The sequence below is a fragment of the Exiguobacterium sp. AT1b genome, from assembly GCF_000023045.1.
Taxonomy (GTDB): Bacteria; Bacillota; Bacilli; order Exiguobacteriales; family Exiguobacteriaceae; genus Exiguobacterium.
Genome location: NC_012673.1, coordinates 2,690,725 through 2,715,605 on the forward strand (window position 1 = coordinate 2,690,725; position 24,881 = coordinate 2,715,605).

The 24,881-nt window shown below is 47.8% G+C and carries 23 protein-coding genes and 1 other annotated feature; of the genes, 20 read left to right on the plus strand and 3 right to left on the minus strand.

Features of this window, described 5'->3' with window-relative positions; genetic code table 11:
- Nucleotides 1-50: 50 nt before the first annotated feature.
- The 14 genes from EAT1B_RS13915 to EAT1B_RS13980 all read left to right on the plus strand — a co-directional run bounded on the left by EAT1B_RS13915 (nt 51) and on the right by EAT1B_RS13980 (nt 15,843).
- A complete protein-coding gene (locus EAT1B_RS13915; protein ID WP_035387815.1) occupies nt 51-2,258 on the plus strand; it encodes an ATP-dependent RecD-like DNA helicase in 2,208 nt (735 codons plus the stop codon).
- A gap of 309 nt (nt 2,259-2,567) precedes the next feature.
- The gene (gene alaS / locus EAT1B_RS13920; RefSeq protein WP_015881195.1) at nt 2,568-5,210 is read left to right on the plus strand and encodes an alanine--tRNA ligase; all 2,643 of its coding nucleotides are present in this window, start codon (nt 2,568-2,570) and stop codon (nt 5,208-5,210) included.
- A gap of 37 nt (nt 5,211-5,247) precedes the next feature.
- A complete protein-coding gene (locus EAT1B_RS13925; RefSeq protein WP_015881196.1) occupies nt 5,248-5,514 on the plus strand; it encodes an IreB family regulatory phosphoprotein in 267 nt (88 codons plus the stop codon).
- 1 nt (nt 5,515) lies between these two features.
- Complete coding sequence (gene ruvX / locus EAT1B_RS13930) at nt 5,516-5,938, plus strand: Holliday junction resolvase RuvX (RefSeq protein WP_015881197.1); 423 nt, start codon at nt 5,516-5,518, stop codon at nt 5,936-5,938.
- 13 nt (nt 5,939-5,951) lie between these two features.
- On the plus strand, nt 5,952-6,248 hold the full coding sequence (locus EAT1B_RS13935) for a DUF1292 domain-containing protein (protein WP_015881198.1): 297 nt from the start codon (nt 5,952-5,954) through the stop codon (nt 6,246-6,248).
- A gap of 68 nt (nt 6,249-6,316) precedes the next feature.
- Nucleotides 6,317-7,459, plus strand: a complete 1,143-nt coding sequence (mltG, locus tag EAT1B_RS13940; RefSeq protein WP_015881199.1) for an endolytic transglycosylase MltG — start codon at nt 6,317-6,319, stop codon at nt 7,457-7,459.
- Nucleotides 7,460-7,521: 62 nt separating this feature from the next.
- Nucleotides 7,522-8,163, plus strand: a complete 642-nt coding sequence (locus EAT1B_RS13945; RefSeq protein ID WP_015881200.1) for an O-methyltransferase — start codon at nt 7,522-7,524, stop codon at nt 8,161-8,163.
- 16 nt (nt 8,164-8,179) lie between these two features.
- Nucleotides 8,180-8,815, plus strand: a complete 636-nt coding sequence (gene udk, locus EAT1B_RS13950) for a uridine kinase (RefSeq protein WP_015881201.1) — start codon at nt 8,180-8,182, stop codon at nt 8,813-8,815.
- A 67-nt stretch (nt 8,816-8,882) separates the two neighbouring features.
- A complete protein-coding gene (gene greA / locus EAT1B_RS13955) occupies nt 8,883-9,356 on the plus strand; it encodes a transcription elongation factor GreA (protein WP_015881202.1) in 474 nt (157 codons plus the stop codon).
- 54 nt (nt 9,357-9,410) lie between these two features.
- Nucleotides 9,411-10,112, plus strand: coding sequence for a 5'-methylthioadenosine/S-adenosylhomocysteine nucleosidase (gene mtnN / locus EAT1B_RS13960; RefSeq protein WP_015881203.1), 702 nt, complete (start codon nt 9,411-9,413; stop codon nt 10,110-10,112).
- 85 nt (nt 10,113-10,197) lie between these two features.
- Nucleotides 10,198-11,157, plus strand: a complete 960-nt coding sequence (locus EAT1B_RS13965; RefSeq protein WP_015881204.1) for a beta-ketoacyl-ACP synthase III — start codon at nt 10,198-10,200, stop codon at nt 11,155-11,157.
- A complete protein-coding gene (gene fabF, locus EAT1B_RS13970) occupies nt 11,154-12,386 on the plus strand; it encodes a beta-ketoacyl-ACP synthase II (RefSeq protein WP_015881205.1) in 1,233 nt (410 codons plus the stop codon). The genes EAT1B_RS13965 and fabF overlap by 4 nt, the downstream gene beginning before the upstream one ends.
- 66 nt (nt 12,387-12,452) lie before the next feature.
- Complete coding sequence (locus tag EAT1B_RS13975; protein WP_015881206.1) at nt 12,453-13,985, plus strand: peptide ABC transporter substrate-binding protein; 1,533 nt, start codon at nt 12,453-12,455, stop codon at nt 13,983-13,985.
- A gap of 202 nt (nt 13,986-14,187) precedes the next feature.
- Nucleotides 14,188-15,843 carry a peptide ABC transporter substrate-binding protein gene (locus tag EAT1B_RS13980; RefSeq protein ID WP_015881207.1) on the plus strand — a complete coding sequence of 552 codons (1,656 nt, stop codon included), beginning with the start codon at nt 14,188-14,190 and terminating at the stop codon, nt 15,841-15,843.
- A gap of 104 nt (nt 15,844-15,947) precedes the next feature.
- Here the strand turns inward: EAT1B_RS13980 and trpS are convergent, their stop codons facing one another.
- Nucleotides 15,948-16,949: a tryptophan--tRNA ligase gene (gene trpS, locus EAT1B_RS13985; RefSeq protein WP_015881208.1), complete on the minus strand. Its 1,002-nt coding sequence runs from the start codon at nt 16,947-16,949 to the stop codon at nt 15,948-15,950.
- 50 nt (nt 16,950-16,999) lie between these two features.
- Nucleotides 17,000-17,207: a binding site (T-box leader), on the minus strand.
- Between the two features lie 42 nt (nt 17,208-17,249).
- A complete protein-coding gene (locus tag EAT1B_RS13990) occupies nt 17,250-17,618 on the minus strand; it encodes a DUF3899 domain-containing protein (RefSeq protein ID WP_015881209.1) in 369 nt (122 codons plus the stop codon).
- Between the two features lie 269 nt (nt 17,619-17,887).
- On the opposite strand from EAT1B_RS13990, the gene EAT1B_RS13995 reads away from it, so the two are divergent.
- The 5 genes from EAT1B_RS13995 to EAT1B_RS14015 all read left to right on the plus strand — a co-directional run bounded on the left by EAT1B_RS13995 (nt 17,888) and on the right by EAT1B_RS14015 (nt 23,813).
- Nucleotides 17,888-19,507 (plus strand): peptide ABC transporter substrate-binding protein, encoded by a 1,620-nt coding sequence (locus EAT1B_RS13995; protein ID WP_015881210.1) that lies wholly within the window; start codon nt 17,888-17,890, stop codon nt 19,505-19,507.
- A 307-nt stretch (nt 19,508-19,814) separates the two neighbouring features.
- On the plus strand, nt 19,815-20,741 hold the full coding sequence (gene opp3b / locus EAT1B_RS14000) for an oligopeptide ABC transporter permease (protein ID WP_015881211.1): 927 nt from the start codon (nt 19,815-19,817) through the stop codon (nt 20,739-20,741).
- Nucleotides 20,741-21,766, plus strand: coding sequence for an oligopeptide ABC transporter permease (gene opp3C / locus EAT1B_RS14005; protein WP_015881212.1), 1,026 nt, complete (start codon nt 20,741-20,743; stop codon nt 21,764-21,766). Before opp3b ends, opp3C begins: the two co-directional genes overlap by 1 nt.
- Before the next feature lie 23 nt (nt 21,767-21,789).
- A complete protein-coding gene (locus EAT1B_RS14010; RefSeq protein WP_015881213.1) occupies nt 21,790-22,863 on the plus strand; it encodes an ABC transporter ATP-binding protein in 1,074 nt (357 codons plus the stop codon).
- Nucleotides 22,863-23,813: an ABC transporter ATP-binding protein gene (locus tag EAT1B_RS14015; protein ID WP_015881214.1), complete on the plus strand. Its 951-nt coding sequence runs from the start codon at nt 22,863-22,865 to the stop codon at nt 23,811-23,813. The genes EAT1B_RS14010 and EAT1B_RS14015 overlap by 1 nt, the downstream gene beginning before the upstream one ends.
- 76 nt (nt 23,814-23,889) lie before the next feature.
- On the opposite strand, the gene EAT1B_RS14020 is transcribed toward EAT1B_RS14015, so the two are convergent.
- The gene (locus tag EAT1B_RS14020) at nt 23,890-24,423 is read right to left on the minus strand and encodes an HD domain-containing protein (protein WP_015881215.1); all 534 of its coding nucleotides are present in this window, start codon (nt 24,421-24,423) and stop codon (nt 23,890-23,892) included.
- A 222-nt stretch (nt 24,424-24,645) separates the two neighbouring features.
- On the opposite strand from EAT1B_RS14020, the gene EAT1B_RS16045 reads away from it, so the two are divergent.
- Nucleotides 24,646-24,783 carry a hypothetical protein gene (locus EAT1B_RS16045; protein ID WP_015881216.1) on the plus strand — a complete coding sequence of 46 codons (138 nt, stop codon included), beginning with the start codon at nt 24,646-24,648 and terminating at the stop codon, nt 24,781-24,783.
- Nucleotides 24,784-24,881 lie beyond the last annotated feature (98 nt).

The following is a 24,881-nucleotide window of genomic DNA, read 5'->3' on the forward strand; positions in this document are numbered from 1 at the left end:
ATCTCGGGCTATAATGGATGATGGAAAAATAGCTGGAGGTGTCGGATATGATGGCAGCACCTTATGAGTTGACTGGAAAAGTCATTCGCGTCCTGTTTCAATCAGAAGAAGAGGCGCATACGATTGCGCTCGTACGTATAAAAGAAAAGAATTTTGAGACGGATGAGACCGAGATGGTCATCGCAGGCGTCGGAGTCGGCATTGAGAAGGGCGAGACGTATAAGGCGCACGGTCGTCTCGTCGAACACCCTCGATTCGGAAAACAGATGAAGGCGGATTGGATTCGCCGTGTCGTCCCGATGACGAAACGGGCTGCCGTCCGCTTTTTGACGAACGGGTCTTTCCCTGGAATCGGTCAAAAGACGGCGCAGAAGATTGCAGATTCTCTCGGGGACGATTGTATCGACCAGATTGTGAAACATCCGAGCATCTTGTCCGAGGTCGACGGATTGAAAGAAAAGCAGGCACGTGTGATCACCGAGCGCCTGAACGTCTTATATGGGGTCGATCAATTACTTTTATTTCTCGCTCCATTCGACGTGACACCGCGTCTCGCCTCAAAAATCCATAAAGAGTATGAAGGACGAGCGATGGAGACGATTGAGAAGAATCCGTATGCGCTCATGTACGACGTACAGGGCATCGGCTTCAAGACGGCGGATGCCATCGCGGCGCACTTCGGGATTCAAGGCATTCATCCCGAACGCATCGCGGCAGCCGTTCTTTACGTATTAGAACTCGAACAAGGGAACGGTCATCTCTACGTGACGGCAGAACAACTTGAAGCCGAGATGCCTCGAATCATCGGGGCGGACCCGGGTGAAGCGCTCGTCACGGCATTAGAGTCACTTGCCAAAGAAGAACGGGTCGTCATCGATGACGGGGTCGTCTATCACCCTCGTGTGTTCCGTGCTGAGCGAAAAGCGGCAGAAGAGTTGGCGCGCATCATGGCGACATCGACAACAGAGGATGTGGATATGACGACCATCTTCGATGCGGTCGGACGTGTCGAGGAAATGTTTTCAATCGAATATGCGACCCAACAGCGAGAAGCCATCGAACTTGCGCTCAAGTCACCGCTCATGGTTCTCACAGGTGGTCCAGGTACCGGGAAGACGACGGTCGTCCGAGGGATCATTCATGCACTCAGCGACGTCTTCGATTGGAAGTTAGATCCCGTTCCGAACCAACCGTTCCCGTTCGTCTTGGCCGCACCGACGGGTCGAGCGGCGAAACGCCTAAGCGAGTCTACAGGGCTACCGGCCTCGACGATTCATCGGCTGTTAAAGTTCGACGGTAGTTCGTTCCAAGTCGATGAGACGAATCCGCTTGTCGGGAAAGTGCTCATCGTCGATGAGGCGTCGATGATTGACATCTTCTTGTTCCGAAGCTTGCTCAAGGCGGTACCGAACGGCATGAAAATCTTGTTCGTTGGAGACCGCGATCAGCTCCCGTCTGTCGGACCGGGGCAAGTACTTGCCGATTTGATGGCGACAGAAGGGATTCCGGTCGTCCGCCTCGACGTCGTCCACCGTCAGGCGTCGGAATCGAGCATCCTCCGACTTGCCCATTCCTTGAACGCCAAAAAGATGCCAGAAGATTTATTGGCGTCACTGCCGGACCGGCGCTTCTATACGGCGAATCAGGAGACGGCACTTCAAGCGATTTGTCAGATGGCAGGAGCGGCTCTCCGAAAAGGATATTCACCGTTTGATATTCAAGTGCTCGCACCGACATATCGAGGGGTATGTGGAATTGACGGACTGAATGAAGCACTTCAAAACGTATTCAATCCAAAATCAAGTGCCCGTGAAGTGAAGCATGGGACGCGCATTTACCGAAACGGTGATAAAGTGCTACAACTCGTCAACAACGCCGAGGAGAACGTCTATAACGGGGACATCGGGGAAATCACGAACATCTTCTACGCGAAGGAAAATGTCGATAAGGTCGACAAGATTTATATCCGATTCGACCAGACAGAAGTAGAGTACAACCGTAGTGAATGGGACCAGTTCACCCATGCCTACGCCATCACGATCCATAAGTCACAAGGTTCCGAGTTCCCAATCGTGCTCATGCCGGTCTTCTTCAACGGAGGATTCCGATCGTCGCGCAACTTGATTTATACAGCTGTGACTCGGGCGAAGAAGAGTTTACTCTTGTTTGGTGACGTGCGTGCGCTCGAGGCGGCGACGCGAGAAGAGGAGCCGGTGCGACGGACAAAATTGGTCGAGCGCTTAGGCGGGAAGTCTTGACGTCTTTCCGAACGCGTGTGATAATGACGAATAGACAACTGAAACGATACAGACGATGAAGGAAATGAGTACGTCGTCACCGCCTCTACAGAGACATCTTCCTAGGCTGCGAGAAGATGGGGGTCGGCCGACCGAAGCTATTCTGGAGTCCCCACTCAACCTGGGCGCCTCATCCACGTTAACGGATGTTCGAGGCACGGTGTATACCGTGCGAACGAGGGTGGTACCACGAAGCGATGCTTTCGTCCCTTTCCACAGGGGCAGGCATCGCTTTTTTTCGTTTCGTTCAGAAATAAGGAGGAATTGTTCATGAAACCGCTCAAATCATTGACTGGCGCACAAATTCGCCAAATGTACTTAGATTTCTTCAAATCAAAAGGGCACAGCGTGGAGCCGAGTGCTTCGCTCGTACCGGTCGAAGACCCAACTTTGTTGTGGATCAACTCTGGTGTTGCGACATTGAAAAAATATTTTGATGGACGTGTCATCCCAGCGAACCCACGAATCGTCAACGCTCAAAAATCGATTCGTACGAACGATATCGAGAACGTCGGGAAGACAGCACGTCACCATACGTTCTTCGAGATGCTCGGGAACTTCTCAGTCGGTGAATACTTCCGTGAAGAAGCGATCACATGGGGCTGGGAACTGTTGACGAGCGACGAATGGTACGGACTCGATCCGGACCGTCTCTCCGTCACGATTCACCCGGACGATGAAGAATCAAAACAAATTTGGATGAACCTCGGCATGCCAGCTGACCGCATCATCCCGCTAGAAGATAACTTCTGGGAAATCGGTGAAGGTCCATCTGGTCCAAACACGGAAATCTTCTTTGACCGTGGTCCAGCATTCGGGGACGACCCGACAGACCCTGAACTTTATCCGGGTGGGGAGAACGAGCGTTACCTTGAAATCTGGAACATCGTGTTCAGCCAATATAACCATGACGGACACGGAAACTACACAGAGCTTCCGCGTAAAAACATTGATACAGGGATGGGACTCGAACGGATGGCGAGCGTCCTTCAAGACGTACCGACAAACTTCGATACCGACCTCTTCATGCCAATCATTCGTGAAACTGAAAAAATCAGTGGCGACGTATACCGTCAAGACAGCAGCAAAGACGTCGCGTTCAAAGTCATCGCGGACCACATTCGCACAGTATCGTTCGCAATCGGTGACGGGGCACTCCCATCGAACGAAGGACGTGGCTATGTCCTCCGTCGTCTTCTCCGCCGTGCGGTCCGCTATGCGAAGATGCTTGGCATCGAGCGTCCGTTCATGTATGAGCTCGTCGACGTCGTCGGTGACATCATGGTCGACTTCTACCCGCAAGTGAACGAGAAGAAAGACTTTATCAAGAAAGTCATCAAAAACGAGGAAGAGCGTTTCCACGAAACGTTGAACGACGGACTCGCGATTTTGAACGAAGTCGCAAAAGCACAAAAAGCAGCTGGGTCAAACATTATCAGCGGTCAAGACGCATTCCGTCTTTATGATACGTACGGCTTCCCGCTCGAATTGACAATCGAATACGCAGAAGACCATCAGATGACGGTCGACGAGGACGGCTTCAAAGAAGCGATGAACGAGCAACGTGAACGTGCACGTCAAGCGCGTGCTGACGTAGAATCGATGCAGATTCAGTCGGGTGTGCTTGCAGACATCACGATGCCATCGACATTCCTCGGATACAACAACCTTGAGACGAACGCAAAAATCATCAGCTTGATTCACAACGGCGAACTCGCCGACGTCGTCGCTGCAGGAGAAGAGGCACAAGTCATCCTCGATCAGACGCCATTCTACGCCGAGAGCGGCGGTCAAATCGGTGATAAAGGACAAATCGTCGGCGAAGACTTCCTTCTTCGCGTGAAAGATGTGTCGAAGGCACCGAACGGACAGAACTTGCATACGGTCACGGTCGAGTCAGGTGTGGCGAAAGCCGAAGTAGCCGTCACGGCTTCTGTCGACCAAGCATCGCGTCAAGCCATCGTCAAGAACCACACGGCGACGCACCTCTTGCACCGCGCACTCAAAGATACGCTCGGGGAGCACGTCAACCAGGCTGGTTCACTCGTGACGCCAGACCGTCTTCGTTTCGACTTCTCTCACTTCGGTCAAGTGACATCAGAAGAGCTTCAATCCATTGAGCGTCAAGTGAACGAGAAGATTTGGGCTTCAATCGGTGTCGATATTGAAGAGATGAACATTGCGGATGCGAAGGCAAAAGGCGCAATGGCACTCTTCGGCGAGAAGTATGGTGATGTCGTTCGTGTCGTATCAGCAGGGGATTACTCGGTTGAGCTTTGTGGTGGGATTCACGTCTCCAACACGGCTGAAATCGGACTCTTTAAAATCTTGTCTGAATCAGGGATTGGCGCTGGGACACGTCGAATTGAAGCGGTCACGGGAGCTGGCGCATATGAAGTGATGAACCAGCAAATCGAAACGCTCGAAGCAGCAGCGAAACTGTTGAAGACGAAACCACTTGAAGTTCCTGCACGCGTACAAGCACTTCAAGCTGAAATCAAAGAAGTCGAGCGTGCTTCAGAGTCGCTCAAAGCGAAGCTTGCCAACATCGAGGCATCTTCATTAACGGATGCGATTGAAACGATTGGCGGCGTTCAATTGATTGCGAAACGCGTCGATGGACAAGACATGGATGCCCTTCGTAGCATGGTCGACGACTTGAAAGGGAAACTCGGTTCTGCCGTGATTATCCTCGGGTCGGCAAATGGGGAGAAGGTCAACCTCGTCGCAGGTGTGACGAAAGACCTGAACGACCGTGGCTTCCATGCCGGAAAACTAATTAAAGAAGTCGCGACACGCTGCGGTGGTGGCGGTGGCGGTCGTCCAGACATGGCACAAGCAGGTGGCCGTGATGCAACAAAACTGGACGAAGCATTGAAGTTTGCTTCACATTACGTCGAATCACTGGCATAATAGAGTGTGAAGTGCAAACGGAAAGAGGTGGATTCTTGTGAGCCAAATGGATCGCACGATGCAATTCAATTTTCCAGAAGATGATCAACGTGCTAACACACGTGAGACGCTGATTACGGTATATCAAGCACTCGAGGAAAAAGGTTATCAACCGATCAATCAAATCGTGGGATACTTACTGTCAGGTGACCCTGCCTACATTCCACGTCATAATGATGCGCGAAACTTGATTCGCAAAATTGAACGGGATGAACTTCTCGAAGAGTTGGTCAAATCGTATTTGAACGATCGTAGAGAGGATTAATATGAAGCGAGTCATGGGACTCGATGTCGGATCGAAGACGATTGGTGTCGCGGTGAGTGACCTGATGGGATGGACGGCGCAAGGTGTGGAAACGGTCTACTGGACCGAACCTGACTTTGACGAAGCCGTCCGTCTCCTTCGTCCGTTTATCGAGCAGTACGATGTGAAAGAAGTCGTCGTCGGTCATCCGAAAAACATGAATGGGACAGTCGGCCCGCGTGGTGAAGCGTCCGAGGCATTTGCCGAGGCGTTCACAGAACAGACGGGTTTACCTTGCGTGTTGGTGGATGAACGATTAACGACGATGCAAGCGGAACGGATGCTCATTTCAGCGGATGTCAGCCGCAAAAAGAGAAAAGCGGTCATCGACAAAATGGCGGCCGTGATGATTTTACAAAACTACCTGGATCGTTCCGGGAAATAAGGAGGAATCTCTCATGGCAGAAATCCGTCGTGAAGAAGAAATGTACCGTATTCCAGATGAAAATGGAGACGAACATTTATTTGCAGAAATTTTCCGTATGACGAGCGACCGTTCGAAAAAGACATTTGTCGTACTTGAACCGGTCGGCGCACCAGAGACAGAAGATGAAGATACGATTGAAGTATACGCATTTGAAATTGAAGAACTTGAAGATGGCGAATTCATCTTGAAGCTCGTCGAAGACGATGAAGACTTCGACGAGGTCATGGAAGCATTCGACATCGTCAATGACGAAGTCGGTCTAGACTAAATAGGGGACGGGCGGCTAGGGAATATCCCTCGTCGCCTCTCTTTATAAAAAGAACAGGGGAGAAATGCATGAATCATCCATCTATGTCAGATGAGAAACGTGCCCGCAACCGAATCGTCCGTCGCATCACGGTTGTCATCCTGGCCATCTTCCTTCTCGTCATCGCCACAGGATCGGCGCTCACATATGTCTTTGTGAAGCGCTCCATCGAACCAATCGATCCATCTTCGACTGAAACGGTTGAGATTGAAGTCCCGCTCGGTGCTGGTTCGGGATATATTGGTGAATTATTAGAAGAGAATGGGCTTGTAAGGAGTAGCACGATTTTCCGTTTTTATACACGCTTTAAGAACGAATCGTCCTTCCAGGCGGGGACATATACGTTATCTCCGTCACAATCAATCGATGAATTGATTGAAACGTTGCAAACAGGTAAAGTCATTGTGGTCCCTGATATCAAGCTCGTCATTCCAGAAGGATTCACGATTGACCAGGTGATTGCGAGACTTGCGAAAGTGGCCGAAATCCCGAAAGAAGAGATTTCTGAGCAGTTGAGCGACCGTGAATACATTCAATCTCTCGTAAACGAGCATGAAATGTTGACGGAGGAAGTCTTGCAGGAAGGCATCTATCATCCGCTTGAAGGATACCTGTTCCCAGCCACATATGAATTCAATAAAGGCGTAACGCTCAATGAAATCATCGATGAGATGTTACTGCCAACCGAAAGTATGTATCAAGAATACAAAGATCGTTTAGCCGATTCAGGACGTACGTTCCATGAGACGCTCGCGCTCGCATCCGTTGTCGAGAAAGAGGCGGTGTCAACGGAAGACCGCAAAGAGATTGCCGGTGTGTTTGAGAATCGCTTAAATGACGGAATGAAGTTACAATCTGACCCGACCGTCTGGTACGGAACGGGGGAAACATCGATTTTCACTTCATTCGCGGACTTAGAGAACGACTCTCTATATAACACGTATCGTTACGAAGGCATCCCGATCGGACCGATTGCGGCCGTGAGCCGTGACGCATTTGAGGCGGTGCTCAACCCGAACGATACGGAGAACATTTACTTCTACGCGCGCCCTCCACGTGAAGGGTTCCCGAACGGGGAAGTCTTGTTCGAGGTCGACTATGAGGATCACCAACAAAACGTCAATAAGTACCGTTCCGAATGGGAAGCGTTTGAAGAAGCAAACAGTAATTGATGGGACGACCGGAAGCGGATGCTTCCGGTCGTTTGAATGAAGAGAGTTAAGAGGTGGAACGAGTGGACCATGCATCCTATGAGGGATATGTAGAAAAACTGATCAATGACCGCTCCCCGCTATTGACGGAGATGGAGGCGTTCGCGCGTGTCCATCACGTCCCAATCATGGATTTGACGGGTTCGGAAGTATTGCTCTCCTTATTGGCGATGCAACGGCCGACCCGAATTCTCGAAGTGGGGACGGCCATCGGCTATAGTGCCATTCGCATGGCGGAGTTGTTACCCGATGCAGAAATCGTCACAATCGAGCGAAATGCTCGTCGTTTTGAGGAAGCGACGGGATTCATCAATCGATCGGATGTACGCGATCGGATTACGCTCATTCACGGTGATGCCGTCGAATTGATTGGATCGATTGAAGGTGAATTCGATGCCGTGTTTATTGATGCGGCAAAAGGACAATATCAAAAGTTTTTTGATGGGTATGGCGCTTTAGTACCAATTGGTGGTACGATTTACAGCGATAATTTGTTTTTACGAGGGGACGTCTTGCTAGAGGACGTGTCGGTTTTAGACCGACGCCGACGCCGGCTCGTTCGTCTCGTGAAGCAGTTTACTGAGCAATTGATGGCACGGACCGATTATCATACTGCAATTTTGCCCCTTGGTGATGGCCTAGCAATCAGTCGTAAATTACGATGAGGAGGACTTAACTTTGATGCAACATAAACCCGTCATTATTGGCGTGGCCGGGGGTACCGGATCAGGAAAAACGACCGTGGCCCGCGCGCTCGTCGATGCGTTTCAAGGTCAATCGGTCGTCATGATCGAGCAAGACGCGTACTATAAGGATCAATCAGAGATGACCATGGAGGAGCGGTACAAGACGAACTACGACCACCCCTTCGCCTTTGATAACGATTTGTTGATTGAACATATCCAACAGTTACAACAACATCAGGCGATTGAAAAGCCGGTCTATGACTATGCGGCCCACACGCGTTCAAGTGAAACCATCTTAATCGAACCCGTCGATGTCGTCATCGTCGAAGGGATCTTGGCACTCGAAGATGCGCGTTTACGAGATCTGATGGATATCAAAGTGTTCGTGGATACAGATGCGGACGTTAGAATCTTGCGTCGCATGCAGCGTGATTTGAATGAACGTGGACGTTCAATCGACTCGGTCGTGGCGCAGTACACGAATGTCGTCCGCCCGATGCATTTGCAGTTCTGTGAACCGACGAAGCGTTATGCAGACATCATCGTTCCTGAAGGCGGAGAAAACTTTGTTGCAATCGATTTACTCGTGACAAAAATCCGTTGGGTGCTCACTGAGCGCAATCGCGCTTGAGGAAATAAATCGTTTTCAATTCAACCCTAGCTGTAATATACTAGGAGACAATGAAGGAGTGACAGAAATGGCTGAAAAACAACACTATATGACGTTAGACGGAAAAGCGAAGATCGAACATGAATTAAACGAACTGAAGACGGTCCGCCGTAAAGAAGTCGTTGAAAATATTAAGATTGCTCGTGACTTCGGTGACTTGTCAGAGAACGCGGAATATGACGCGGCGAAAGAAGAACAAGCGATGGTCGAAGGACGCATCGCACAATTAGAAGAGATGCTCCGTAACGCGGTCATCATTCAAGATGATGCAGGCGATAACTCGGTTGTCTCAATCGGGAAGACGGTAACGTTCTTCATCCAAGAAGATAATGAAGACGAGACGTATACAATCGTTGGTGGAGCTGAGGCAGACCCGTTCACAGGGAAAATCTCGAACGAATCACCGATCGCCAAGGCACTTCTTGGTCGTACGATTGGTGATGTGGTCACGGTGCAAACACCAGGTGGCGACATGGTCGTCGAAATTAAAGAAATCAAATAAATTGTTGAGCGACCTCCTATCTGGAAGTCGCTCTCTTTCTGAGGAGGAAACGGAATGAAAGTAGGCATCATCGGCGCGATGGAAGAAGAAGTGAATTTACTTCGGAACGAGTTGACAGAACGAGTAGACACTGAAATCGCGAACTATCATTTTTATGAGGGCTATCTTGGCAACATGCAAGTCGTCATCTTGAAGTCAGGCATCGGGAAGGTCAATGCAGCCATCGGCACGACACTTTTGATTGATAAGTTCAAACCGGACGTCGTCATCAACACAGGATCTGCCGGCGGTTTTAAAAAGGGGATGAAAGTCGGAGACGTCGTCGTCTCGACGGAAGTTCGTCACCACGATGTCGACGTGACGGCATTCGGATATGAGTACGGACAAGTACCAGGCATGCCGCCGGCGTATGAGGCGGATGCCAAGCTCGTCAGCGTCTGTAAAGATGTCATTGAAAACTTGCCGGACGTGAACGTGCACCAGGGATTGATTGTGACAGGAGATTCGTTCATCAACGATTCGAAACGCGTGGCGGACATCCTCGGTCATTTCGATGGCGTCGCAGCCGTCGAGATGGAGGCTGCCCCGATCGCCCAAACGTGCTATCAGTTTGGTGTCCCGTTCGTCGTCACACGCTCGATTTCAGACAGTGCGGACGAAGAAGCGAATCTGTCGTTTGATGAGTTCTTGGAGACAGCATCGATCAATTCTGCGAAGATGGTCATGGCTGTCACGAAGCGTTTAGAACAAGCTTAATCCAGTCTACACGAGGAGGATGCATTGACATCCTCTTTTTATTCCCTTATATTAGTACCAGATACTAAGAATAGGGGTCGACGATATGAATATTGGAATCATCGGCATCGGATCGTTCTTACCGGACAATCGGGTGACAAATATCGATTTAGAAAAACGAATGGATACGAGCGATGAGTGGATTCGTACTCGTACAGGCATCGAGGCACGTCATTTGGCTGAAGGTGATGTGACGGTCGCGGATATGGCGACACGTGCCGCTGAACGGGCGTTACAGAGCGCGGGCGTCTCAATCGATGAGATTGAAGCAATCGTCTGTGCGACAGCAACGGCGCCAGCCTTCCCGGCAACTGCATGTGTGGTGCAGGCCAATCTTGGCGCGAAAGCCGCTGTCGCCTTCGATGTGAGCGCGGCATGTAGCGGTTTCATCTTCGCGATGGACACTGCGAAGAGTCTCATGGATTCAAAAGGATTGAAAAAGACGCTCGTCATTGGCGCAGAGAAGATGGGAAGTCTGATTGATTGGGATGACCGATCGACGGCTGTCCTCTTTGGGGACGGAGCAGGGGCTGTCGTGCTCGGGGAAGACGAGATTGCTTCAATTGACTCACTTGTGCTCGGAAGTGACGGGACAGGTGGTAAACATCTGTATGAAAATGAAGAAGGTAAAATCGTCATGAACGGTCGCGAAGTCTTCAAGTTTGCCGTTCGGAAGATGCCCGAAATCGTGCTTGAAGCGCTAGACAAAGCAGACAAGACGTTGGAAGATCTTGACGTCCTCGTTCCACACCAGGCGAACCGTCGAATCATCGACGCTGCGATGGAACGGTTACACTTAGAAGAAGAGAAAGTGGTCATGACCATTCAAGACCATGCGAATACATCAGCAGCTTCCATTCCACTCGCTTTGGCCGAAGCGGTCAAGTCTGGCAAAATCCAAGATGGACAAACGGTCGTCATCGCAGGGTTTGGTGCCGGACTCACCTGGGGGGCTAGCTGTCTGACATGGAATCACGCAACCATTACGGAGGGGAATCATTTATGAAACGAGTAGTAGTGACAGGATTAGGAGTCGTATCACCATTAGGAAACGATGTCTCAACAATGTGGGATCGCCTGTTAAAAGGGGATAACGCGATTGATACGTTGACGAAGATTGACATCAGTCAATATCCGGCTAAGGTCGGGGCGGAAGTGAAGGAATGGAATATCGATCATTTAGTCGAACCGAAGGAAGCACGTAAGATGGACTCCTTCATCCAATATTCTTTACTTGCGGCAGACGCTGCCCACAAGGATAGCGGACTCGACGTGAAAGCCATCGCGGACGATGTCGGGATTTGGATTGGGAGCGGGATTGGTGGCGTCGAGACGATTGACAAACAGTCGGCCATCTTGCATGACCGTGGACCACGTCGCGTCAGCCCGTTCTTCATTCCGATGATGATTCCGAACATGGCGAGCGGACAAGTATCCATCTATCTTGGAGCAAAGGGACCGAGCAACTGTTCCGTGACGGCTTGTGCGTCAGGAACGAACTCCATCGGGGAAGCGTTCCGTGTCATTCAACGTGGCGATGCGATCGCCATGTTCGCAGGTGGAGCGGAAGCGCCAATCACACCACTCTCGTTCGCAGGATTCTGTTCGAACAAAGCACTTTCAACGAATCCGGACCCGAACACGGCGTGCCGTCCGTTCGATGAAAACCGTGACGGATTCGTCATGGGTGAAGGAGCCGGGGTGCTCGTCTTGGAGGAGTATGAACATGCGAAAGCACGTGGTGCGAAAATGTATGCTGAAGTTGTCGGATATGGGATGAGTTCGGATGCTTACCATATCACAGCACCATCCCCTGAAGCAGAGGGCGGATCGAAAGCGATGAGTGAGGCGATTCGAGACGCCGGAATCACGCCAGAAGATGTTCAATACATCAACGCGCACGGAACGAGTACACCACTCAACGATATGCTCGAGACGAAAGCGATTCGTCGTGTGTTCGGGGAACACGCTGATAAGCTCGCCGTCAACTCCTCAAAATCGATGATCGGTCACCTTCTCGGTGGTGCAGGTGGCGTCGAGGCCGTCATCACAGCACTTTCGATTCATGAAGGCAAGATTCATCCAACGATTAACTGCGAATCACCAGCTGCAGATTGTGATTTAGATTATGTACGTGAAGGAAATCGGGAACTTGACATTCGTTATGCACTCAGTAACTCACTCGGCTTCGGGGGCCACAATGCGACACTCGCATTTGCAAAAGTGACGAACTGACGGTAGAAAAATCATTCAAAAAAGGTTAGGGTATAAGGGTTGGTCTAACAGAAAGGAGTGCAACGAATGAAAAAGAAATCATTCATCGTGGCCGCCTTGTTAGGTTCAGTCCTTATCCTTTTTTTATTTGTTTGGAACGAACAACGAGAGCAGTCACGCGAACTAGTGCCAGTCGAAGAACAACAATTGACGATTTACGGGGAGTCGCTTCCGACTCAGCCGGATGTCATGCTAGCAATTGATCCATCATCTCAAACGATCCTATCCCATCTATATGAAGGACTGTATCGATTCGGAGCAGACGGGTCCATCGAACCGGCGCTCGTCGAGAAGTTAGAGCGATCCGAAGATGGGACGGTCTATACATTCACATTAAAAGAGAGTGTGACGACAGAAGGAAATGCGATTGACGCGCAAACGTTCGTCGATCACTTCCAAAAACTCGTGGACGTTGATACGAATTCACCGTTCAGCTTCTTACTCGCAGATGTTCAATCTGCAAAAGAAATCGGGCTTGGTCAACAAGAACCGGATACGCTAGGGGTCAAGGCAATCGATGACCGGACGCTCGAGCTGACTCTAGTCCGTCCGATGGAAGGGTTCGAACAAATTTTAGCGATGCCCGCATTTTTACCTCAACCAAAGGTGAAAGAATGGGATGAGCTAGAGACAAACGGTCCATTTAAAATCAAGGCAATCGAAGATACGACCATCTCGTTACATAAAAATGAAACGTACCGAGAAGCTGAACAGGTCACACTCGAAACGATTACCATCAAGAGTGAACCGAACTTGTCAGAAGCGACAGGGATGCAACCCGTCCCTTACGATTTTGACGTCTCCACGATTGATCAAGAAGGATTGACTGTACGGGACGTTCCACGGAGCGGAGTCTTTTATTTGAAGCCGAATGTTGAAAAAGCGCCGTTTAATGATGTAGCGTTTCGACAAGCCATCGCATTGACGCTTGATCGGACGGAAATCGAAGATTCACTCGCACGAGCAGAACAGACGACAGAACGATTACTCGTCATCGACCAAAAAGCTGCGATTGCACAATTGGAAGGAAACGCCGACCAATTGTTTGACACCGTGAAGAAACGTCTGAAGAAAGATGAAATCGAAATCGAGTTGCTCAGCTTTGTCGATGATGAAGCGCGTCAAATCTCCACAAAATTAAAGAAGAATTTGGAACAGTTGGATGGTTTGACCGTTAACGTCATCGAACTCCCCCTAGGAGAAAAAGTTAGGAAAGAAGTCTCAGGGGATTATGCATTTTCATTATCAGGCTGGCAACCGGACTATCCGATGTTATCCGCCTATTTGACTCAATTTGAAACAAACGATGTCCTCAATTCGAGTCGATATGCCAGCGAATCGTATGATCAATTGATGGATCAGGCTCGCTCAACGGATCGGTTGGAAGAACGAAATGAAATCTTCCGAGAAGCGGAGGCACAGCTGTTAGAAGAGGCTGTTGTTATGCCAATCTATCAAGCTGGACGCTCTTATGTGATCGAAAAAGGTTACGACCATATCGGATATCCGGTCACCGGTCCTTCATATGTCCTAACCTTTGCAAAAAAATACGAAAATTGAGCTAAAAGCCCGCCACTGTAGGCGGGCTTTTTGACTATGGATAAAATTTTTTAGAAAAATCAAAATAAACACTTTGCAAAATTATCAGAATATTGTATTATTGCATCAACGGGATTTTGGTAACAAATACTGTCAGAAGAAATGACTGAATTTTCTACCATCATTCACTTCGTTAAAACGAAAAAATCAGGGGGTCATCGCAATGAATAAGAAAAAAGGTTTTGCTTTAGCATCATCGGTTACACTTCTATCTAGTGCATTCCTAGCTGCATGTTCGACAGGGGAAGAAACGGATTCTTCACAAGGATCAACAAACGAAGGTTCAGCAGATGAAGCGCAAGTCCTCAACTTGCTCGATTCTTCAGATATTCCTTCACTTAACCCGACACTCGCAACAGATGCTGTATCGTTCAACGTGTTGAACAACGTTAACGAAGGTCTCTACCGCATGGACGAAGAAGACAACCCGACTCCGGGGATGGCTGAATCTCACGAAGTTTCAGAAGACGGGAAAACGTACACGTTCAAAATCCGTGAAGGCGCGACTTGGTCAAACGGGGAGCCTGTCACAGCGAACGACTTCGAATACGCTTGGAAAGAAGTACTCAACCCAGATAACGCATCACAATATGCATACGTTATGTCAATCATCGAAGGCGCAGAAGCGTACAACACAGGTGAAGGCGAGCGCGATGCTGTAGGCGTTAAAGCAATCGACGATCAAACTCTTGAAGTTAAATTGACTGCACCAGCTGACTACTTCCTCGGATTGACTAGCTTCGGCGTATTCATGCCAAAACTCGAGTCATTCGATACAGAGCAAGGTGAGAACTTCGGTACATCTGCAGAGACGACTCTCTACAACGGACCGTTCAAACTCGACAGCTGGGAGCGCGAGCAAGGCTGGAAGATGGTCAAGAACGAAGACTATTGGGATGCTGACACAGTTAAACTTGAAGAAATCAACGTTAAAGTCGTTAAAGAAGTTTCAACGGGTGTTAACTTGTATGAAAACGGTGACGTTGACCGCACAGGCTTGACTTCTGAGCTCGTAGCCCAATATCAAGACAGCGAAGAGTTCTCAACTGTCGTTGAACCAACACTCTTCTACCTCCAGTTCAACACAGCTGTGGAAGAACTTAACAACCAAAAAATCCGTAACGCGATTGACAAAGCGTATGATAAAGCAGCAATCTCAGAGACGCTTCTTGCGAACGGTTCGATTCCTGCGAACTACCTCGTACCAAAAGATTTCGTAACAGGTCCTGACGGCAAAGATTTCCGTGAAGCGAACGGCGATATCGGTGGATACAATGTGGAAGAAGCTCAAAAACTTTGGGAAGAAGGGCTTAAAGAGCTCGGAACAGACAAAGTTGAGCTTGAGCTCCTCAACTATGACTCAGAGTCTGCGAAGCAAATCGGTGAGTTCATCAAAGGTGAACTTGAGAAGAACCTTCCAGGCATTTCGGTATCAATCAAGCAACAACCGTTCAACAACAAACTTGACCTTGAGAACAAAGGTGAGTTCGAGTTCACATTCGCTGGATGGGGACCTGACTACCAAGATCCAATGACATTCGTTGACCTCTTCGTAACTGACGGACCATACAACCGTGGTAAGTGGTCGAACGAAGAATTCGATAAGTTGATTGAATCTGCGAAATCAAGCACAGATGCTGAACAGCGTTGGGCTGACCTTCAAGCTGCGGAGAAAATCGTTCTTGAAGAGAACGCAATCTCGCCAGTTTACCAACGTGGATCGGCTCGCCTCACGAAACCTTATGTTAAGGACATCGTTGAGCATGCATTCGGTGCGGACTACTCTTACAAGTGGGCTTCAATCGAAGGCAAAGAATAATCAAATCATCTTACGAAGAGAGACAGGGACGCCTGTTTCTCTTTTTATGTACATTTTTTTATACAAAAAAGAACTCTCACATGGAGAGTTCTTTCACAACAATCTTATTTTTTCACTTTGGCGCGCTTACGACTGAGACCCATCGCTTTTTCAATCTTCGCGAGATTCTTATTTGCGACGGCTTCAGCTTTCGCACGACCGGCATCAAGAATTTCATCGAGTTCTGGAGAATCGATCAATTCGTGATAACGAGCTTGAATTGGTTCAAGTAGAGCAACAACCGCTTCAGCCACATCTTGTTTGAACGTCCCATAGTTCGAGTTCTCATATTGTTTGACGAGATCATCGATTGGGGTCCCCGTCGAAAGCGAGTAAATTTCTAACAAGTTCGAAATCCCCGGTTTGTTCTCCCGGTCGAACGAGATGACACCACTCGAGTCTGTGACGGCACTCTTAATCTTCTTACGGATGACATTCGGCTCGTCGAGCATCGAGATATATCCTTTGGCATTCGTATCCGATTTCGACATCTTCTTCACGGGATTCGTGAGAGACATGATCCGTGCGCCTTCTTTTTGAATGAGTGGCTCTGGGATTGTGAATGTCTCATAATATCGTTTGTTAAAGCGTTCCGCCAAATCACGAGTCAACTCGATGTGTTGCTTTTGGTCGTCTCCGACTGGAACGAGTTCCGTATTGTATAACAAGATGTCAGATGCCATGAGCGTCGGGTAAACGAACAGCCCTGCGCCAACGTTCTCACTACCTTGCGACTTGTCTTTATACTGCGTCATCCGGCCGAGCTCACCCATGCCGGCGATACAAGTTAACATCCAACCGAGTTGAGCGTGCGCCTTCACTTCAGACTGAACAAAAATCGTCGCTTTTTCTGGGTCGAGACCAGAAGCCAAGTAGAGTGCCGCCAACTTTCGCGTGTTGTTCATTAACTCGACACGATCGAGTTGAACGGTAATCGAATGTAAATCGACGATACAATAATACGCATTGTTGTCATCTTGAAGATCGACGAATTGCTTCATTGCGCCTAAGTAGTTCCCGAGCGTCACGACGCCGGTCGGTTTGATTCCTGAAAAAATCGTTGCCATGTGTATACACCTCCGAAGAATATAAAAAACCGCAGTCGTCCTCCCGAATAAATCGGGACGAATAACCGCGGTGCCACCCAAATTTGCATATCATATGCCACTTGAACGCGTTAACGGGCGTGAGCCGTCTCGCCATACTGTTGTTCAAGCGAGCCACTCCGAAGTCCATTCATTCAAAAACTTTTCATCTACTCGCAGCACCGTAGACTCTCTGGGGAAAAGGATAGTTGAATTACTTGTCTTCATCCAAATGTTCTTATTCTGCATTTAGTTTAGCACAGGATTCAAGTGACGAAAAGATTAAATCAATGCGACGAGGAAGGAAAGAGCGATACTCACGACACCGACATATACCCAGTTCCACGCTGAATGTTTACGAAGCTGCCGATCTTCCGGGTCCTCTTCCTCATCCTCTTCGTAATCGGCATCAATTTCCTTCAACCTTGCGCGTCGATTGCGTTTAAACCCGTACATGATTCCGTCAAATAGACCGGATGCACTCATATGGGAGAACATCCCGATGGCAAAGAGGAGTATACCTGATACAAATAAGCCACCACTTAAGTGAAACGTGAAAGATTCACTTCGGAAATAAGAGAAAATCGACCAAACGGTATAGAGAAGTGTGACAATTCCCCAAACAAAAAATATATTTCGAAACTTTTTCAACGATGTAATCTCCTTTCAATCGATAAAAGAAATGTGTCAACATTCCGTGTTTCTTCTATGATACTAGGAACGTAGGGCATAAAGCGAGTAAGAAAATGATGTCGAATGATAGCGGTTCATTCAATAGTTGACAGTTTCATTAAAAATTTCTTACAATAGCCCTAACGTTCTTTCGTCGAATACTTTATGAAATATTCAGAAAATTAAAGAAAAAGTAAGATGTTTATTCGGCGATCGGCTAGCTTTTCAAAATGAAAGGGGAAATCGCAATGAAGAAAAAATCGATTTTGCTCATGATGACGATCATCTTGGCACTCGGTTCAGTTCTCGCGGCTTGTTCAACAGGCGGAGACTCTGATGGCGGCGGTTCTTCTTCAAACGGAGAAAAAGTTCTTCGTTTGACGGATACGTCAGATATCACAACAGCCGATCCGGCTCTTGCTACAGACGCGGTCGCATTCAACTTGATCGCCAACACAATGGAAGGTCTTTACCGTCTTGATAAAGATGGAAATGCAGTACCGGCACTTGCTGAAGGCGAACCAGAAGTAAACGAAGACGAGACGGTTTACACGTTCACACTTCGTGATGCTGAATGGTCAAACGGGGAACCGGTCACAGCTAATGACTTCGTTTATGCTTGGCAGCGAGCTGTCGATCCTGCAACAGGTTCACAGTACGCATATATCATGAACACAATTAAAAACGCTGAAGCAATCAACACTGGTGACACACCAAAAGAAGAGCTCGGTGTTAAAGCAATCGATGAGAAGACACTCGAAGTTACACTCGAGCGTCCAGACCCATCATTCCTTTCACTTACTTCGTTCGGTACATTCACTCCGATCAACGAAGCATTCGCCACTGAAAAAGGGAAAGATTTCTCAACTAGCCCTGAAAACCTTCTCTACAACGGACCGTTCACATGGACTGAATGGGACCGCGAGCAAGGTTACGTCTTAACTAAAAACGACACGTATTGGGATAAAGAGAACGTGGCCCTCGAAGCGGTTGACGTTCGTGTTGTTAAAGAAACATCTACAGTCGTAAACTTGTATGAAGCGGGCGATGTTGACTACGCTGGTCTCGCATCAGAACAAGTCGCAGCATTCCAAGAAGATGAGGACTACAACACGGGTCTTCGTTCTGCAATCGGTTATTTCAAATTTAACCATGAAGATGAGATTTTCTCTGATGTAAACGCACGTAAAGCAATCGCACGCGCAGTTGATCCATCAGGAATCATCGATCAGCTCTTGAACAACGGTTCAGTAGCGACAACGTCATTCATCCCGAAAGACTTCATCAAGTATGAAGACGGAACGGATTACACAGAAGGCGTGGAATACTTCAAAACAAACGCTGACGAAGCTGCTTCACTCTGGGAAGAGGCAACTGGTGGAGAAGCGACTACAATCGAACTCCTCTCGTTCGATAGCGAAGTATCGAAACAAATCTCTGAGTACATGAAAGGTCAAATAGAGTCGAACTTACCGAACGTAACGGTTGAGATCGCACAACAACCTTTCAACAACAAACTTGAGCGTGAAGCAAAAGGGGACTACCAAATGTCATTCGCACTTTGGGGACCTGACTACCAAGATCCGCTTACAAACCTTGGTATCTTCACTTCAGAGAATGGACAAAACGACATCAACTACTCATCATCTGAGTATGACAAGTTGATTGATGAGGCATCTGCTGAAACGAGCATCGATGCACGTTATGACTTATTCAAAGAAGCAGAAGCTCTCTTGATTGAACAAGATCAAGCAATCATGCCAATCTACCAAGCAGGTGTGGCATACTTGATCCGTCCAAATATCGAAAACTTTAACCGTCAATTATTCGGTGCTGATTACCAGTACAAATACGTTGATATTAAGTGATGGAAGGAGGGGGCATGCTTAACGCATGTCCCCAATTTTCTAAAAAATTCTAATGAAGTAAGAGAAAACACTGTTCAAATGTTTTGTTGGTAAAGTATAATGTAGTAACAGTGAAAATTCAGAATAATCTCTGAAACGAGTATTCTTTGTTTTCAGCCGCTGTACTAAGAGCCTTGAGATGACGTCTACACTTATCTTTCAGAAAATTCCTTTCATTTTGTGAATTTGAAAAATGGGTCATATGTCATAGTAAAGCTGTTGGTGCAAGTAGTAGAAAGAATCAGAAAAAAACAGGGGGTTTTTATTCATGGGACGTTATATCCTACAACGGCTGACTTACGGCCTCATCACGTTCTTCTTGATTGCCACGTTCACGTTCTTCCTGATGGACCTGCTCCCAGGTTCGCCGTATCAGAACCAGGAAAAACTGACAGAATCACAAATTCAATTGTTGAATGACCGCTACGGACTCAATGATCCGCTTCCGGTCCGCTATGCTACGTACATCGGAAACATGTTGCAAGGTGATCTTGGCGTATCATTCCGTACAGCCAACCGTCCAGTAACTGAGTTGATTATGGAACGTATCGGTCCTTCGGCACAACTAGGGCTCCAAGCACTGGTTCTCGGAACTTTTCTAGGTGTATTGTTAGGTGTTGTCGCGGCGATTCGTCACAATACGGTCATTGACTATGGTTCAATGTTCGTATCGGTAATCGGGATTTCCGTCCCATCGTTCGTTTTTGCAGCCCTCCTTCAGTACTATGTTGGAGTTAAATTACAGTTACTCCCGGTCGCATTCTGGGAAACGCCAGCTCATACGATTTTACCAACCATCTCACTATCGCTAGGGGTAACGGCAGCCATTGCCCGTTTCGTCCGAACGGAGATGCTTGAAGTCACCGGACAAGATTATGTCACGCTCGCAAAAGCCAAAGGGTTGACGGGTAACGCGATTGTATGGAAACACATGGTCCGTAACGCCATGATTCCTGCCATCACGATTCTCGGACCGATGACAGCAGGACTCTTAACGGGTACGTTCGTCATCGAAAAAATCTTTGCGGTACCTGGTCTTGGTGAGTTGTTCGTTACGTCGATTACGTTGAACGACTATTCTGTCATCATGGGAACGACATTGTTCTTCTCAGGCTTATTCATTATTATCATTTTGCTTGTCGACTTGCTCTATGGGGTTGTGGATCCACGTATTCGTCTTGGGGGGAATAACTGATGATTGAAAACAAAAAGAATTACGAACAGTTCGACCAAGACATGTTCACACCAGTTGAAATGAATGAACAGCTTGGCGAGCGAATCGCTGGGAAAAGTTTAAACTTCTGGCAAGATGCATGGATGCGTTTAAAGAAAAACAAAGCAGCCATCATCTCGCTGTCTATCATTTTAATTCTTGTCGCTCTCGCTTTATTTGGCCCGATGCTCTCAAGCCGAGATGCATATGAACAAAACATCTCGCAAGCGAAGCTTCCACCTAAAGTCACAGGACTTGAATGGGCTGGATTTGATGGATTGGCAACACTTGGCGGTCGTGAAATCGACTTCTATGAGCAGAAGAATGTAGAAGAAAACTTCTGGTTCGGTACAGATTATCTCGGTCGTGATCTTTGGTCACGTATTTGGGAAGGGACACGTATTTCTCTCTTCATCGGGTTCGTCGCTGCCATCATCGATACAATTATTGGTGTCGCATACGGTGGAATCTCGGCTTACTTCGGTGGTCGTACCGATAACATCATGCAACGTATTGTTGAAATCTTGACAGGTGTACCAAACTTGATTTTGATCATCCTGTTCATCTTGATCTTTGACCCGGGTGTCTTCACCATCATCCTTGCCATGGCCATCACCGGTTGGATCGGGATGAGTCGACTCGTTCGTGGTCAGATTCTCAAGCTTAAAAACCAAGAGTTCGTCTTGGCAGCTCGCACATTGGGTGCATCTAGTACGCGTTTGATTTTCAAACACTTGATTCCAAACACATTAGGCGCGATTATCATCACGCTCATGTTCACGATTCCATCTGCCATCTTCTTCGAGGCATTCCTCAGCTTTATCGGGATCGGGCTTCAACCACCACAGGCATCACTTGGTACGTTGATCAACGATGGATACAAAGAACTACGGACTTTCCCGTTCCTTCTTATTATCCCGTCTGTCATCATCGTCTTGCTCATGGTCAGCTTCAACTTGCTTGCTGACGGTTTGCGTGATGCGTTCGATCCGAAAATGCGTAAATAAAAAAGAAAGAGGGGGACTCGTGCATGGAAACGATTTTATCAGTCCGAGACTTAGAGGTCTCGTTCCACACATATGCAGGAACAGTTCAAGCTGTTCGTGGTGTTTCGTTTGATTTGAAAAAAGGCGAGACGCTCGCCATCGTAGGAGAGTCGGGTTCAGGTAAATCCGTTACTTCGAAGGCGATTATGCGTCTCATTCCGAACCCTCCAGGTGAGATCACGAACGGAGAAATCATGTTCGAAGGAAAAGACTTGGCGAAGCTTTCGGAAAAAGAAATGTTAAAAATTCGTGGTCGCGACATCGCAATGATTTTCCAAGACCCGATGACGTCACTCAACCCGACGATGACGATTTATAAGCAAATCGCTGAAGGGTTGAAACAGCACCAAGGGTTAACGGGTGAGGATGCGAAGAAACGTACGCTCGAATTGTTGACACTTGTAGGGATTCCAAACCCTGAAGCACGTTTGAAACAGTATCCACACCAACTTTCTGGTGGGATGCGTCAACGGATCGTTATTGCGATTGCACTCGCATGTAACCCGAAAGTGTTGATTGCCGATGAACCGACCACAGCACTTGACGTAACAATTCAAGCGCAGATTCTTGAACTGTTAAAAGATATTCAGCAAAAGACTGGCACTGCGATTATTTTCATCACGCACGACCTTGGCGTTGTTGCGAACATGGCTGACCGTGTTGCTGTTATGTATGCAGGACGTCTCGTTGAAAAAGGAACGGTTGATGAAATTTTCTATGAACCACGTCACCCATACACATGGGGGCTTCTCGGTTCGATGCCGCGTCCGACGGATGACCGCAATGAAGCGTTACCGGCAATCCCAGGTACGCCTCCGAACTTGCTCGATCCTCCAAAAGGGGATGCGTTCGCACCGCGTAATCCATACGCAATGAAGATTGATTTTGAGAAAGAGCCACCGATGTTCCAAGTAAGTGATACACACTTTGCTTCAAGTTGGTTGTTACACCCACAAGCACCAGCGGTTAATCCGCCACGTGCGATTCGTGAACTCGCTCTCAAATATCGTCCAGACAGTGCGTTCGCAAAATCGTTTACGAAAGGTGGTGCTGAATAATGGAACGCGAGAAATTACTCGAGGTAAAAAACCTGAAGCAGCACTTTAAAATTGGTCGTGGCCGTGTTGTCAAAGCGGTCGACGGAATCTCATTCGATATTTACAAAGGTGAAGTGCTTGGGCTCGTAGGTGAGTCTGGTTGCGGTAAGTCAACGACAGGACGTACAATTATCGGTCTCTACGATGCGACGGATGGCGATGTTGTGTTCAAAGGCGAAAACGTCCACGATAAAAAATCAAAAGCAGACAAGTTGAAATTCAACCGTGCGATGCAGATGATTTTCCAAGATCCATACGCCTCGCTCAATCCGCGTATGACGGTCGCCGATATCATCGCAGAAGGAATCGATATTCATGGTCTTGCGAAGACGAAAGAAGACCGCATGAACCGCGTATATGACCTTCTTGAAACAGTCGGTTTGACGAAAGAGCACGCAAGCCGTTACCCACACGAATTCTCGGGTGGTCAGCGTCAGCGTATCGGGATTGCCCGTGCCCTTGCGGTTGAACCGGACTTCATCATCGCCGATGAGCCGATCTCAGCACTTGACGTTTCGATTCAAGCGCAGGTCGTCAACTTGATGAAAGAATTGCAACGCGATCGCGATTTGACGTATTTGTTCATCGCTCACGACTTGTCGATGGTTAAATACATCTCTGACCGTATCGGTGTTATGTATCAAGGTCACCTCGTAGAGCTTGCGACAGCAGATCGCCTTTACGAGAACCCAATTCATGCATACACGAAATCGCTCCTTTCAGCGATTCCGCTTCCGGACCCGGAGCATGAACGTACACGTAAGCGCATCGTATACGAGTCAACATCAAAAGGTCCAGTTGGACGTTCAGATGAAGATTCAAGCATCCCGCCACTTCGCGAAGTTGAGCCAGGACACTATGTCTCGCTCACAGACGAAGAGTACGAAGCGTATAAAGCGCAACTCGTGTAACAAAATCAATCCTGACTCATTTATTGAGTCAGGATTTTTTTGCACAAAAAAATCACCTATTAAAGTAGGTGACTGATTATCCGTTTGAGATGCGTGGTAAATTAGCAAGACGCTCGACGATGGCATCGATTTGACGGACGCGAGCTAGCGCATCTTCAATTTCCATTGTTTCATAATGATGAAGACCGCCTGGCTGCTCCACATACGTGTCCGCATCATGGACGAGTTGTTGCAGTGGGGTCCGTTGGATACGACTCGGTGGTAAATAGGAATCCGTGTGCAACAGAATCATGACAGAAATCTCTTTTGCCCGGGCTGGATCTTCCCCTAATCGAATTAATAGTTTATGAGCCCGTTCAGCCCCTTTGATCGCATGGATATCGTTCTGACGATACAAATCATAATTCCATTTACCTTCTGTATACCATTCATAGTGTCCGATATCATGAAGAAGCGCAGCTTTCGTCGCCAAATCTGTATCAAGACCACGTTTCGTTGCCATTTCGAGAGCGCGTTCACAGACGTCGACCGCATGTTTTAAGCCGGATCGAGTTAAATATTTTTGGGTAACCGGATGTTTCATAATCGTTTCTAAAGTGATTCTCATCATCGCTCTCCTCCTTAAAAATAAAAAGGTTATTTCTATAAACTATACAGGTTTCTTCAAGTCATTGCAAACGATATTGATGTAAATATGAGATGAACGCGTAAGAATGATTCACATTTCACAAACGAGTGTGCTATAATTTAAATGTAGATATAGTGCAACTTCAAGATTTTCAGAATCGGTAATGCTCGGTCGGTTCCTTACGCTGTATGGGGGTGAGAGGCCATGAAAGAACGTGACAAAGTTCTGCGAGAGAAAAAGAGACTTTTGAAAGAAGTATTGAAGAAAAAGTTGAAAGACTTACAAGTCAAGCCAGGGAAAGAGACGGTGTCTCAACCGGTTTCTCGAATCCCTGCGTCTTAAGTTAGGTCGTTCAAGGTCGCATTCAACGAATGCGCCCTCTTTTCATATCTGATTGATAAAGAATATCATTGAAGTTTTGATAAATAAGAATTACTATA